We start from the raw sequence: 15,062 nt of genomic DNA, 5'->3' as shown, positions 1-15,062 counted from the left end.
GTAAGTGTCTACCATGTCTCCGAACAAGTGTTCACCATGTCTCCGGTCTGAACAAGGGGGAGGGTTAGGGTGGGGGTTAAGTTGAAATAACCACGCCCCCACCCAGCCTCCCCCTTCACAGGGGGAGGAGCCGTTCGGATGTTTTCATACCATCTCGAGCGCTATTCAATATTTCCTTACCGCCTCGCCAATTCCCCACCATTCGCGAAGTAAGCTTTAATCCCAGCCAGAATAGATTGAGCAACCTGCTGCTGGAAAGCGCTAGTACGCAGTTTACGCTCTTCTTCAACATTACTGATAAATGCGGTTTCAACCAAAATGGATGGAATATCGGGTGCCTTCAGCACCGCAAATCCGGCCTGTTCCACGCTATTTTTATGCAATTTGTTCACGCGGCCCATGTTTTTCAGCACTTCTTTGCCGAACTTCAGGCTATCGTTCACCGTCGCGGTCTGCATGAGATCAAAAATGGTGTGATCGAGGTATTGATCCCCACTGCGGCTAACCCCACCGATTTCATCGGATTCATTCTGGGTTTGGGCTAAAAACCGTGCCGCCGCGCTGGTTGCGCCTTTGGTAGAGAGAGCAAATACCGAAGAGCCTCGTACCGAGCGGCTGGTAAAGGCATCGGCGTGAATCGAAATGAACAGGTCAGCGCGCTGTTTACGCGCCTTCGCTACCCTAACTTTCAGCGGGATAAAGACATCTTCATTGCGCGTCATATACACACGCATATTGGGCTGTTTTTTAATCAATGCACTTAGGCGACGGGCAATTTGCAGCACAATGTCTTTTTCACGCGTCTTATTTTTACCGATTGCTCCGGGATCTTCACCGCCGTGCCCAGGATCGAGCATGATAACAATCGGTCTATCACGCCCGGCTTTGCCTTTTTGTGGCCCTTCCGGTGGCAAACTTTTGCCCAAATCACCTTTATTGTAATCTTCCAGCAAAGCCAGCAGCGGATCGTTTTCCGCCGCGCTAGTGCCTTGTGCCGGATACAGATCGACCACCAAGCGGTTTTTAAATTCGGCAAACGGCGCTAGGGTGAACAGCTTCGGACTGATTTCCTGTTTAAGTTCTAACACCAACCGCACGGTGTTTTTATCAAACTGTCCGACGCGCGCGGTCTTTAAATAGGGATCGCCCGACTGAACCTGACTGCTGATCCCTTTAAGCACACTGTTAAGGTGAACGCCCTCAATATCAACGACGATGCGATTTGGGTTGGTTAGCGCAAACTGCTTATATTTCAGGGGCACCTTCGATTCCAGCGTCACGCGAGTATAGGTCGACGCCGGCCATACCCTTACGGCAATCACCTGTGAAGACGCAGCAAAACCCACTCGGCTTACACTTAAAAACCAAGTAGCAGCGGCACCCTGCAACAAACGACGACGGGTCAGATTATGGTTCGAATTTGTCATGCAATCCCAAAATAAAAAGCCAAACACAGCGGAGAATAGCGCTCCAGCACAAATTTTAGGGCAAAACTTTATCGAATCGCGGCGGGACTGTCATTAGAAAATGCTTAAAGGAGTTTTGCAGATATCTCTATCCGCAGCAGATATGACTTGAATTTACATAAAATTCACACTTGCCTTTATTCGCAATAAAGAATAAAAATACAGTTTTAGCGAATAAAAATTCAGAGGGTTTCATGAAGGAGCGCAGCACCGAACTGGTTCAGGGTTTTCGTCACTCGGTACCCTACATCAATACTCACCGTGGCAAGACATTCGTTGTGATGCTTGGCGGAGAGGCCATTGAGCATGAAAACTTTGCCAATATCGTCAATGATATTGGGTTACTGCACAGCCTTGGTATCCGACTGGTTGTCGTTTATGGTGCGCGCCCACAGATCGACAGCAATTTGAATGAACACCACTATGAGCCTGTATACCACAAGCATATACGCGTCACGGATTCCAGAACCCTAGAACTGGTGAAACAAGCTGCGGGTCAGTTGCAACTAGATATTACAGCGCGCCTGTCCATGAGTTTGAATAACACGCCGCTGCAGGGTGCCCACATCAACGTGGTGAGCGGGAACTTTATTATCGCGCAGCCGCTTGGCGTCGATGACGGGGTGGATTATTGCCACAGCGGGCGCATTCGCCGTATCGATGAAGACGCTATTCACCGTCAGCTCGACAGCGGTGCCATTGTGTTGATGGGCCCCGTTGCCGTTTCCGTTACCGGTGAAAGTTTTAACCTCACGTCTGAAGAAGTCGCAACTCAGTTAGCTATTAAGCTTAAAGCAGAAAAGCTGATTGGTTTTTGCTCTTCGCAAGGCGTCACAAACGACGATGGCTCGATTGTTTCCGAGCTGCTCCCCAACGAAGCGCAGACGCGCATTGAAACGCTAGAAGCCTCAGGGGATTACAACTCTGGCACGGTGCGCTTTTTACGTGGAGCCGTAAAAGCCTGCCGGAGCGGCGTAGGGCGTAGTCATCTGATTAGCTATCAGGACGATGGCGCCTTAGTGCAAGAGTTATTCTCCCGCGACGGCATCGGCACCCAGATAGTGATGGAAAGCGCGGAACAAATACGTCGCGCCAACATTAATGATATCGGCGGTATTTTGGAACTTATCCGCCCGCTAGAGCAGCAAGGTATTTTGGTTCGCCGTTCGCGTGAACAGCTCGAACGGGAAATTGATCAATTCACCATTATTGAGCGAGATAATCTGACCATTGCCTGTGCGGCGCTCTATCCGTTCCCTGAGGAACGGATTGGCGAAATGGCCTGCGTGGCGGTACATCCAGACTATCGCAGCTCCTCTCGCGGCGAAGCCCTGCTCAAACGCGTGGCTGCACAAGCCAGACAAATGGGACTGGAAAAACTGTTTGTGCTCACCACGCGCAGCATCCATTGGTTCCAAGAGCGTGGTTTTACCCCCGCAGAAGTTGACGTGCTCCCGATGCAAAAACAGGAGCTGTACAACTACCAGCGCCGTTCCAAGATTTTGCTCGCCGACTTATCTTGAGGCTACCTCGCGCTGCCCGCAGGATGCGGACAGCCAGCTAGACGGGCAACATCATCCGTTCCATCAACCCGCTTCGACGCAGGGTTGGCGTGCGGATCGCCGTCTTTAAGATTTGCTCGCGGCTAAACAGCGTTAACCGATTTTTCGCACGGGTGATGGCCGTATACAGCAGCTCACGCGTTACGATAGGAGAAAAATCGGCAGGCAGCACCAGCAGAGTATGTTCGAACTCAGAGCCCTGCGATTTATGCACCGTCATCGCGTAGGCCGTTTCGGTCTGCGGTAAACGGCTCGGCTGGACAGATTTAATCGAGCCATCGGGCAGTTGGAAATACACGCGAATATTATTCTCGGCATCAGCCAACGCAATGCCAATATCGCCGTTAAACAATCCCAACGAGCTATCATTGCGCGTGACCATCACCGGACGACCGCTGTACCAACGCTGATGAGCCTGCGTAGGCTTGTGAATAAGCCTTGCTTTGGTTAAGGCCAGCTCAATACGATCGTTCAGTCCAGACTGCCCAAACGGCCCCTCCCGTAGTGCACAAAGCAAACGAAAACGTGAGAAACTCTCAAGAATTTCAGCCGCATCAGCCTGTTCCCATACCCGTTGCAGCGTTGAGCGATAGCCCTCAACGCAGGTTTGGATAAGCGTGGAATAGTCGTCATCCTGCGTCATCGGTGACCATGAGATATCCGAGAACTGCCCATCAAAACAGCGGCGAGCAGCGGAAAAATCTCCGCGATTAACCGCAGAGGCTAACTGCCCGATGCCTGAATTAGCGTCAAAGCGATAGCTCTTCCTGAGTAAACAAATGCTGTCGCGTACCGCAATATCCGGCAGTTCGGCTCCCGCTGGGATCGCCGTCTGACACAGTTCAGAAAGTTGTTTAGCGCGCTCAGGGCGATAGCCAAACTCACTAAAGCGACAAAGATCGCCTAAGACCGCTCCCGCTTCCACCGATGCCAACTGATCGCGATCGCCTAATAGAATCAGTCGTGCACGCTGAGGCAGCGCGGCGATAAGTTTAGACATCATCGGCAAATCCACCATCGAGGCCTCATCCACCACCAGCACATCAACATGCAACGGATTTTCGCGGTGGTAACGCAAACGAATACTGTTCGGCTGCGCACCTAGCAGGCGGTGTAACGTATACGCTTCTTGGGGAATAACTTCGCGCTCAGCGGGGGTTAATTCCAAAGCTTCAACGGCTTTACCCAATGATTCAGTCAAGCGTGCAGCCGCTTTGCCCGTTGGGGCAGCTAATTGAATACGCAGTTTACGTTGGGGATGCAAACGTACCAGCGCCGTCAACAGACGCGCAACCGTGGTCGTTTTTCCTGTACCTGGGCCACCAGAGATAACGGAAACTTGGCGCGTTGCAGCAACGGCGGCAGCGACCTGCTGCCAGTTAACCTCAGCATCTTCAGACCTTGCGGGGAAAAGCTGGGACAAAATCGCCGATAAAGCGGGCGCTGATTCATCTGACGCCGCCTCGTTGCCCGCAAAGAAAGTGGCGACGACGCCTTCATCCTGCCAAAGGCGTTGCAGATATAAGCGTTGATTTTGCAACACCAGCGGTGCGGGATAGCTGCCATCGCTGACCTCGGCCTTAGCCAGCAAACATGCCTGCCACGCAGCCTCATCCATATCACCAAACAGCTGGCTAAGCTCATAGGCAAAATCAGGAAATTGCTTGGCCAGCGAGGTTGAACTGAGCTGGCTCAGCGGCAAACAAACATGACCGGAAGCAGTTTCTAAACTCACCAGCGCCGCAGCCAAAGCCAGATGCGGTTGCCCTTGATTTGCAATTAAGCGCGCAAACTGAACATCCAGAGAACGTAGGTATTTTTGTGCGCCCATGTTTAACAGCAGATCGAAAATCAGCATGTTGCGCCCTCCGAGGCTGAACTAAAGAGCTTATCCATTCCCTCAATGAGCGCGGCATCTGGGCGACAATGGAAAACACCCTGCCCTGGCTTATCTGGCGACATCCCGCGTAGGAAGCAGTAGAAAACGCCGCCGAAATGCTGCTCGTATTGGTAATCAGGCAGCCGATGGCGCAAATAGCGATGCAGCGCCAATGAATAAAGCTGGTATTGGAAATCGTAGCGGTGTTCTGCCATCGCCCCCGCCATCGCCTCTGGAGTATAGGCATTTTCGTCGGCACCTAACCAATTGGACTTATAATCCAACACGTAATAACGCCCTTGCCAGAAAAAGACTAAGTCGATAAAGCCTTTCAACATGCCGCGCACCTGACGGAAATCTAACGGATCGCACTGAGCGGAAAGAGGATCATAACGTTTAATCAGGGCATCCAGTTCAACGCTTTTTAGCAGCTGTTCAATCGGCAGATAAAATTGTAGCTCGGCCTGAATTTGGCTTGGTGGAAGTTGTGCTAAGCAGGGCCCGTTTTCAGCTAATGGCGCGCGTAAAATAGCCTCTAGCCAACGGTCGAGTACAGGAACCCACTGGTCATCCAATCCCTGCAGAGTCACCTGCTCGCTCAGCCATTCAAGATCGCGTGGCTGAGTGAAATCCAACGGTTCTAATAAACTATGTAAAAAGGTTCCCGGTGCCGCACCTTTAGGGAACGTATGCGGCGTGAGCTCTGGCGTGGTTTCAATGTCAGACTCCCCCACCGCATCTACATCCAGTTTGGGAAGCAGGTCGAAAAACGGCGTGCTGCTGTGCTGCTGTAACCCCGAATAACTGGTGACACGCCAGTCATCTTGCATCTTGCGGGTAAACAGCTTGGCTTGAAGATCCTGTGCTTCCGGTGCATTAGGCACCCACGGTGAGGTATCTTCAGTGGAAACAGGCGTCACCACAATATCGTCATTTTGTAGGCGCTGGAGACACTCCAACAGCAACGCGGCATCACCGGGCTCACCTTTTTGCAGCAGGTATCCGATGGCGCTGTTATGCACATCGGTTTCACCCTGTTTTTTTCGACCACCTAAAAACAGAGGCGCCAGCCCGAGACTACAATGATAAACAGAGCGTGTAAGCGCAACGTAGAGCAGGCGCAAGTCTTCTGCCAAGCGCTCTTCTTCCGCCAGCTTAACCGCATCATCGTTATAGTTCAGATCGAGTACCGCTTTGAAATTATCTCTGTCGTGATACAACGGCTGTTTTTGCAGCCGATAACTGCCGATAAAAGGCAGCCAAACTATCGGAAATTCAAGCCCTTTCGATTTATGAATGGTCACCACCTGCACTAAATGGCGATCGCTTTCCAAACGAAGCTGCTGGTTTTCCGACTGCACTGCGGGGTTATCAATTTGCTGCGCTAACCAACGCAACAATGCCGGTTCGCTATCTAACGTTAGCGACGCTTCCTGCAACAGTTCACCGATGTGTAGCACATCCGTCAGACGGCGTTCACCGCCCTCACTGGCCAACAGATTCTCAGCCAGATTTCTGCTCACCATGATTTCACGCAGCATGGGTAATACACCCTGCTTTTGCCAACGCTGACGATAACCATCGAACTCATCAACCAACGCGTCCCACAAGCACTCGTCCTGATTGAAATGGTTAATCTGCTGCGAGTTCAGCCCCATCAAACTGGTTGCCAGAGCGCTGCGCAACAGTCGCTCCTGCTCAGGGGCCAGCACGGCTTGCAAAAGCCACAGTAAATCGCGCGCTTCCGGCGTTTCAAACACGTTGTCACGGTTAGATAAATAGACAGAAGGGATCGCCAGTGCGCTTAGCGCATCACGAATTAACGCTGCTTCAGCACGGCTACGCACCAGAATGGTGATGTCTGATGCTTCAACGGGTTTTGCAATCTCTCGGCCATCTTTATCTTTTTTATTGGTATAAAGCAGCGCTTTGCCCTGCTGCCCCGCCGTCAGCCAATCGCGGATTTGAGCCGCACATTGTGTTGCCAATGACTGTTGATATTCAACGGTGCCGCAGCCTTCGCCCGATTGCAGCCAAATATGCATGGCTTGCTGACGCTGCCCTTCAATTTCAAAACGCAGCGCCTGATTATTCTTGGCCGCTTCAACCGGCAAAAACGGAATATCTTCGAAAAGAAAAGGAGATTCAATCGCAGAGAAAACCCGATTGACTGCGGCGACCATACCGGGCGATGAGCGCCAGTTGGTGCCCAGCGTGTAGTGATGTTTCACTTCGCTACGCGCATACATGTAGGTAAAAATGTCTGCGCCGCGAAAAGCATAAATCGCCTGTTTAGGATCGCCAATCAGCAACAGCGCCGAGTCTGATTGTTTGGCGCTCTCTGTCTGTACATAAATCGCTTGGAAGATGCCATATTGCTGGGGATCGGTATCTTGAAACTCATCGATCATCGCCACGGGATAACGCTGGCGGATCGCCTGAGCCAGCATATCACCACCAGGTTGCTGTAACGCCTGTGAAAGGCGGCTAAGCAAATCATCAAAGCCTAACTGCGCATGTTGGCGCTTTTCCTGCTGAACGCTGGTACGTACTTCACTGAGCGCACGCGATAACAATAGGTCACGCAGAGACAATGGTTCGACCAGTAGCTGATCGATCGCGACAAACACGGCATGCTGTGGAGGCGTGCCTTTCTTGGTCTTTTCCAACAAGATGTTCTGGCCAAAACGTTTGAGCTCATCGGGTAATTGATAATCCTGCGTCTCGGCGGTAGACCAGTCACCAACCGCTGCCAGCCATTTAGGTAGATAACGGCTGCTGTAGCTGCGTTTGTCTACGCCGGAATCCGCGATCAGGCTTTCAATTTCGCCCGCGGCTGCGCACCACTGGGACTTCACGGCATCAATGCGCTCAATAATTTGCTGATGTCGCTGAGCCAGCGTTTCATCATCAGCGATCGCTTGGCGTAATTCAGGAAGTTCCCCATGCAGATAGGGCTGCAAATCACTCAACAGCTGTTCAGGGCCGCTCCACTCTTGGCTCACCACCGCCGCAATATTCAGCGGCAACGGGTAACAATGCCGACGCCAAAAATCGGCGCAGGCTTGGCGGCGCAGCGGCAGTTCATCCTGAACTAAGGTTTGCTGGAACAAAATGCCAGACTCAAAGGCATTATTGCTGAGCATTCGCTGACAAAAACCATGGATGGTATAAATAGCGGCTTCGTCCATCTGGCGCTCTGCCGCTAATAATTGGCTTACCGCATCGGTTTTGTCATCGATAAGATTGAGCAAATCAGACAACAGCGGATTGGTGCTACTGCCACGCACACAGGCCAGCCGTAGATCGTGGATATTGCTACGAATGCGCCCACGCAACTCTTCGGTCGCCGCTTCGGTAAAGGTCACAACCAGAATTTCTTCTACGGACAAGGGGCGAGGATAGGCATTTTCGCCCCCTAACCCCAACAGCAAACGCAGATACAGCGCCGCGATAGTAAATGTTTTACCCGTACCGGCTGAGGCCTCAATCAGGCGCTCCCCAATCAGCGGTAGCGCCAAAGCATCTAACGTTTGTGCCTGAGTCATTATGGAGCAACCTTAACGGGCAGGGTTTGCTGCAACGCAGAGGCGTTTTGGTAAGTAGTCCATCCTTTTGGTGCCGCGTAATGCCCATTGGCGTGACCGCCAAGCACCTGAGACAACAGCGCCATCCCTTGCGGTTTAATCACCGACTGATGGTAGAACGCCACAATATTGTCACGATGTAACATATCGATTTGTTTGATCAACTTGCCGCGCGTATTGAACTCGAAATTGCCACGGTCAAAATCATTCGCAAAGCGACCTGCTTCTTCATCCAACGTCTGTGGACGCTGGCGCAACTGATTAACCAACGCAAGTTTATACTGATTAAAATCAGCTTCTTTTAGCGCTTTCAAACGTTTATCTGCCTGACCATAAAACTCTAGGTAGCGGTTATACAGATAGTCCGGTGCCTGATTGTTACTCTGTAGCAGGAAGCCGATCCCCCATTGGTTACCAATGGATGATGGGAAAGCAAAAACTGCATATCCCAACTGTTCTTTGGTACGCAGCTGGTCGTAGAACCATGGCTGAATAATTTGGCTCAGCAGATTGCTGTAGGCCATCCCCTGAATTTCATCATATCCCGTTGGGATATAAACGGCGCCTAGCGCGGAGTCGCTGCTACTGCCGGCTCGTTGGATATTGGCAAGCTGCTTATGTTCAATCACCACATCCTTTCCATGCCACCAGAGCGTACCGCCGCACTTGAGCCGATCGCGAATGTTTTGCGCCAGGGCTTTCACCTGAATCGCGGTCATATTACCCACCACCAGCAACTCTGGCGTTGCACCTTCAATTAGCTGACTACGATAGTTTTTAATATCGCTTAGCGTAATACCGTCCAGCAGTGCTCTTCGCTCGCTACGTTCGGTGTAAGGCACGCTTGATAGCGCCTGAATAGGCTGCATAGCCTGTTCAAATGCCTTCGCTTTATCCGCTGAATCAAGCTGTTCGCGATACCATGACTTAGCCTGTTCCAGATGCTCTTCGCTGGCATCAAATCCGGCATAGCCCTCCACCAGAGTCGTCAGCAGCTGCGGTAAACGCTGGGTAAAGCCGTTGGCGTTAATGGTTAAACCATCGTTGTAGGTGGTTGAGAAACTAATCCCACCAATCGAAGCCTGATAGGCAAGCTGATCAAGTTCAATGCCCGCCAGATAATCGGTCAGGGCAAACATTACCTGCTCTTTGGCTCCATCGCGGCCAACTTTGTTACGCAGCGAAAGCGTGATATTGGCCTTCGGCTCATCGGCAAAATAGCGGCTCGGCATATACAACGCACGCAGCCCCGGCTGATCCAACACCATCTCCGGTTTTGTCAGGCGTGGTTGAACCGGCTTGATAAGCGAAAAATCATCTGGAATATAAGGATTCAGCGCTGGCAGAGATAAAGAAATACGCTGCTCTAAGTTGTTCCATGCGGCAAACTGCTGCGCGGTAATACGATCAACCTGATAAGGCGCATCAACAAAATACGCAGTTTTGTTATGGGGCTCATTCGGGCTGATAAACCAAATACGGGCATTTTCCGGCGTCATGCTGGCTAAACGTGCATTAATGGCCTGCGGATCATATTTGTCTGCCAGATAGGAAGAATCGAGAACATTTTGCACTGGCACACGCAGCATGTTGTCGACCAACCATTCGATGTAATCCATGTCGCGCGTGATGGATGGATAGCGGAAATCAAGATCGAGCACATGAGCAATTTCATCGAAATAGCTTTGCTTAACGCCCTGTTCACGCAGCAATTTTAAATAATCATACACGGCGGCAATCACACGATCGCGCTCAGCTAAACCTTTATCGGTGAGCGAAACGCTGATGGAGAATACGCCGCCGTTACGATCGATCATTGGGTCTGCACCCGCACCGATAGACTCCGCCAAACCCTGCTTTTGTAACCAATCAGATAGCGTGTTTTTGCTCCGGTTACCGATCAGATAAGCAATATAGGTATCGGTTTTGCTGCGAAACGCTGCGCTATTATTTTCAATGCGGTACTCAATTTTCAGCATCTTGCGCGGCTGCGCAGGAACGTAATGAATGATAATTCCCTGCTGTTCCGGCGTTACCGCCGGTACAGTAATAGGCGGTACGCTCGCATCGCGGTTTGGAATACGGCCAAAAGAGGTCACGGCCAGCTTGGCAAGGTTAGGAAGCGGTTGATTACTGTAAATGACGCCAACCATCAGATTAGCGGAATAATAACGGTGATAGAACGAAACCAGCTCTTGATGAAGCTTGCTGTTCGGCTTATCACTCAGCGTTTCCAGATTACCACCGGAGAAACGAGCGCTTGGATGTTCTGGGTTGAGCGTTTCGGCTGAAACCTGAGCCATTCGCATTCCATCACGTGAACGCGCCATCGTTAGCTCAGCATTCACCGCGTTACGCTCGCGGTCGGCATTCACCGGATCAAGTAAGGGTTCTGCAATAGCATCGGCTAAACGGTCAACGGCTGGCGACAAGGCGTCATTTTCGACCTCAAGATAAAACGCGGTGCGATAAGACGCCGTGCTCGCATTGTGGCTTCCTCCATGCTTTTTCAGAAACTCAGATAAGTTATCCGCCTGTGGATAGCGCTTCGACCCCATCAGAACCATATGTTCAAGATAATGAGCTAAACCCAGCTGTGAGTTAGGATCTTCAAGCGAACCCACGGGTAGTGCCAGCGCGGCAAGAGACTTAGGCGCATCTTTATCTGAAACTAAGATCACCTTCATACCGTTATCAAGCTTAATTGCCTGATAGAGTCGCGGATCGCTGGCGCTTTTATCGATCTTTTCCGCCAATGCCTGCCAGCCAGCAGGTTCAATTTTTGCTGAGCTGGCCGGTATCCACAACAGTGACGCGCTCGTCAGCAAGAATGCAAATACCGTCAGGATGGATAACTGCCTACGCATGAAAAACCTAACCATCATTTACCCCAAAATACTGTCAGCGACAGATAGTATAATGCTGAAAAATAGAGTGATTCAGATACCGTTTCAGCTTAAAAATTAATACCACGTTAAGGCAGACTTAGCGTTCACGCAAATTCAACCTCATAAATTCACACCTGTTTGACCTCTATCAGGCCAAATTACTCCGCGCTAATGGCAAATAATAGTATTCAGCCAGTTGCTGAATTTCGCGCAGTCTCTTCTCGTCCATGGTACGCATAACGCGTTGAATATAGGGATCGGAGCCTTCTCCTATCACCCGCTGGTCGCCCTGCCATGCCAGCAGCAGCTTCATTTGCGCCTTAGACTGAGTTTGTTCATCCCAATCAACAGCACCAGAATCTTTATCGAAGCAGTTATTCAGCCACGCCCAGCCCGTTTTAGGTAGCAGCAATAACGGGCTGCTGCGGCCTTGTCGATATCCTTCAATCAAGGGCAGTAACGCTTTCTCGGCTTCTGTTTTGCTCAGTGCGGCAAAATGCCACGCCGAGTTTTGACGACCAAAGCAACGGCTTTCACCGTCTCCACCGCTAAGGCAATAAAACAGGTGCTCAATCCAGAGAGCCATACCGTCTACCGCGCCCAATACCGCAGGCCGCCAGCGCACTAAGCCATTATCCTGTACCTGTTGCAGCCAGCCGGTTAGCCGCACACCGCCCAGCACATCATCAATTTCGATGCTGTGGCCCGAGGTGCGATATTCTCGAACCTTGGCTGCCACTTCTTGCATCTCTTCCTGCTGTTTTTTCCAATAGATCTCGCCAAAAGCTCCGAACGGCAACCCACCCGCCGAGCGGATACGGCGAAATAGCGTGGTGGGCTCTTCACCATTAATGAGTTGGTTTAGCAGTTGGCTATTGAGCTGATAGCGGCTGAGGTTATCCAGCGTAAACGGCTCTTCATCCGGCAATTCCGTCTCTTCTAAAATAAAGTTTACCCCAAGGCGCATTTGGAAAAAGGCGCGTACGGGATGACGGTAGAAACGAATGAGATCGTCGAGCGTGACCATCGAAATATCTTCTAGGGGCAGCGACTGAGCAAATGCCTGATGAGCCTCTCCGGCGCGCTGCGCCGCAGGTAGCCACTCAGCGGCATAGCTCTGACTTTCGCTATCATTAACATAGTTTTCAGCGGCAAAGGGCACACGCGGATGTTCAATTTGCAGATAGTCCATCACTCGCTGGGCGCTGCTATCAACATCACGCTTTTCATCACCCGGCAAATGATGGCTTTGCGCAATATATTCCATCAATTCACTGACGAGCACCGAGGGATAACGCGGCGCGTTATCCTGAATCGAGCGGCCAATATAGCTGATATACAGACGTTCCTGCGCGGAAAGCAGCGCTTCAAGAAACAGATAACGGTCATCGTCTCGACGGCTTCGATCGCCGCGCTGCACCTTGTTTGCCATCAGATCAAAGCCAAGCGGTGCAATGGTGCGAGGATAGATACCATCGTTCATGCCAAGCAGACAAACCACTTTGAAAGGGATGGAGCGCATTGGCATCAGCGTACAGAAGTTAATCGGCCCCGCCAGAAAACGTTGGCTAATGCGTTCATTATCTAGGCGCGAAACCAGCTCATCACGCAGTATTGAGAGCGGGATCGCCTGTGGATACTCAGCGCTGATCCCGTAGCCAATCACTTTTAGCCACTGCTGTTCAATCAATGCCTGAACGGTTTCCGTTTCGCTATCCTGAACGAAGAATTCATTGAGCATCTCACGGCATAACGGTTGCCATTCTTGTACCCGATATTCGCCGCTCAGGCGCGTGCGCCACTCGCTGAGCCTCATTAATAAGTCTGCAAGCTGGCCCGCGAGTTCGGCAATAAGACCGCTTGATTCGTCGTATGGGAGAACCCCATTCCAGTCACCACAGCGGCTATCCATGGCATAGCCCAGCAGCATGCGAGTTAAACCAAATTGCCACGTGTGCTGGCCTGTTGCAGGAAGATCGAGTTCACGCACGTTGTCATCATCTAGCCCCCAGCGGATCCCAGACTCATCCACCCAGTGGCGTAAGCGACGCAGCCCCTCTTCGCTAATGCCAAAATGCTCAGCTAAGGCAGGAACCTCAAGCAACGTTAAAACGTGTTCGGAGGTAAACCGGCTGTTGGGGAGCTCTAATAAGGTGAGAAATGCCTGAATCACCGGATGGGCTTGTCGCGCGCTGCGGTCAGAAATAGCGAAGGGTAAATAGCGTTCGCGCGGCGCATTACCAAATACGGCTTGGATAAACGGCGTATAGCTGTCGATATCCGCGACCATAACAATCACATCACGCGGCGTGAGAGAAGGATCTTCAGCAAATAGATCTAGCAGCCTATCGTGCAACACCTCAACTTCACGCTGAGGGCTATGGCATAGATTAACGCTAATACTGCGATCGTTCAGATCCAGCAGCCGCTTACCGTTACTGCTTTCCAAACGATCGGGTCGATCGACGATTTGGGCATGATCTTCCAGCTCCAGCAGATCGTGCTGGATACGCTTGAGTAAGTTATCGGGGGCTAGATCTACAAATGCGTGCACTTCCTGTGGTTCACGCTGCGCCAGCAGATACATGTGATCGCGCCCCAGTTTTCCCCATGATGCCAGCAGCGGATTACTTAATTCTTGCTCACCGTCTGGATTGAATAACTCAGACGCGGTTTGCGGATCGCGGAAGAGTTCGATCTCTTGCTGCCGCTGAATATGATGACGCCGTTTACGGCTCTGTAACTTGGCAAGAAATGCATAGTCCTGAATATCCCCCCAATAATAGCGGCATGGATTGGTGAACATCAGATGCACATCAATATGCTTGCCCAGCGCCTGTAGCGCATCGAGATATACCGGCGGCAGCGCCGCAATCCCACAGATAAAGACCCGTTTAGGCAGCCCAGCCGGACACTCGGTTGATTGCTCTAAGGTATGAATAAAGCGCTCATATAAATTGGCACGGTGCCATTCAGGCTGATTAAGCTGCGCGGTGTACTCTTTAAGCGCGACCCAAAGCGGAGCCTGCCACTGCTGAGCTTCGTCCAGCCCGTCAATACGCTCGCCGCGCTCCCAAATCTGTAGCCATTCAGGGCGATACACCAAATATTGGTCATACAGATCCGCCACACGAGCGGCCAGTTGGAAGTGCTTACGGCGGTCTTCATCATCAGAAAGATAACGCGCTAGTGGAGCAAAGGCTTCCTGCTCTAGCATTTGTGGCAACAGCCACATCAGCTTCCAGGTCATTGCATCTTTGCTAAAGGCGCTTTCCTTAGGGATACCCGGCATCACCTGAGTAAAGAGATTCCAAATAAAGGTGGCGGGTAAGGGGAATTCAATATTCGCCGCAATACCAAACTGTTTGGCTAACTCCATCTGCAACCACTGAGCCATACCGGGGCTTTGTACCAAAATCACTTCTTGCTCAAAAGGATTCTGCAAAGGCTGGCCTTCAATAAGCGCCGCAATAAGCTGCTTAAGCAGATCCAATTGATTCGAGTGATAAACAGTAAACATGCTTTCTCCGATAACTCAGGGTTCTGGCGAGTAACAAACGTAGCCAGCGTTGAAGCAGCTTCAAGTATTAAGGTCTATACCCAAAATAATTGGAGTTGCTTCAAGTATGCAGGGTATACACACTTTAGCCTTTCATAGGTAAGGAGGAAATCATTAGCGT

6 protein-coding genes are annotated in these 15,062 nt (G+C 51.2%); 1 reads left to right on the top strand and 5 read right to left on the bottom strand.

Annotated elements, in window-relative coordinates:
* Positions 1-176: 176 nt before the first annotated feature.
* The gene (gene amiC, locus RSC70_RS10215) at positions 177-1,427 is read right to left on the bottom strand and encodes an N-acetylmuramoyl-L-alanine amidase AmiC (RefSeq protein ID WP_025800245.1); all 1,251 of its coding nucleotides are present in this window, start codon (positions 1,425-1,427) and stop codon (positions 177-179) included.
* Positions 1,428-1,660: 233 nt separating this feature from the next.
* On the opposite strand from amiC, the gene argA reads away from it, so the two are divergent.
* Complete coding sequence (gene argA, locus RSC70_RS10210) at positions 1,661-2,989, top strand: amino-acid N-acetyltransferase (RefSeq protein ID WP_332542344.1); 1,329 nt, start codon at positions 1,661-1,663, stop codon at positions 2,987-2,989.
* Between the two features lie 37 nt (positions 2,990-3,026).
* Here argA and recD read toward each other — a convergent pair whose 3' ends face one another.
* The 4 genes from recD to recC form a co-directional block, all read right to left on the bottom strand.
* Positions 3,027-4,886 (bottom strand): exodeoxyribonuclease V subunit alpha, encoded by a 1,860-nt coding sequence (recD, locus tag RSC70_RS10205; RefSeq protein WP_332542343.1) that lies wholly within the window; start codon positions 4,884-4,886, stop codon positions 3,027-3,029.
* Positions 4,880-8,455, bottom strand: a complete 3,576-nt coding sequence (recB, locus tag RSC70_RS10200) for an exodeoxyribonuclease V subunit beta (protein ID WP_332542342.1) — start codon at positions 8,453-8,455, stop codon at positions 4,880-4,882. Before recB ends, recD begins: the two co-directional genes overlap by 7 nt.
* Positions 8,455-11,361, bottom strand: coding sequence for a pitrilysin (ptrA, locus tag RSC70_RS10195; RefSeq protein ID WP_332542341.1), 2,907 nt, complete (start codon positions 11,359-11,361; stop codon positions 8,455-8,457). Before ptrA ends, recB begins: the two co-directional genes overlap by 1 nt.
* A 169-nt stretch (positions 11,362-11,530) precedes the next feature.
* Entirely contained in the window at positions 11,531-14,902 is a 3,372-nt protein-coding gene (gene recC / locus RSC70_RS10190) for an exodeoxyribonuclease V subunit gamma (RefSeq protein WP_332542340.1), read from the bottom strand.
* Between the last annotated feature and the right edge of the window lie 160 nt (positions 14,903-15,062).

This window comes from Hafnia sp. (genome assembly GCF_036648275.1).
Taxonomy (GTDB): Bacteria; Pseudomonadota; Gammaproteobacteria; order Enterobacterales; family Enterobacteriaceae; genus Hafnia; species Hafnia alvei.
The sequence above is the reverse complement of the archived record's forward strand: the minus strand, read 5'-3'. Positions and strand labels throughout refer to the sequence as shown.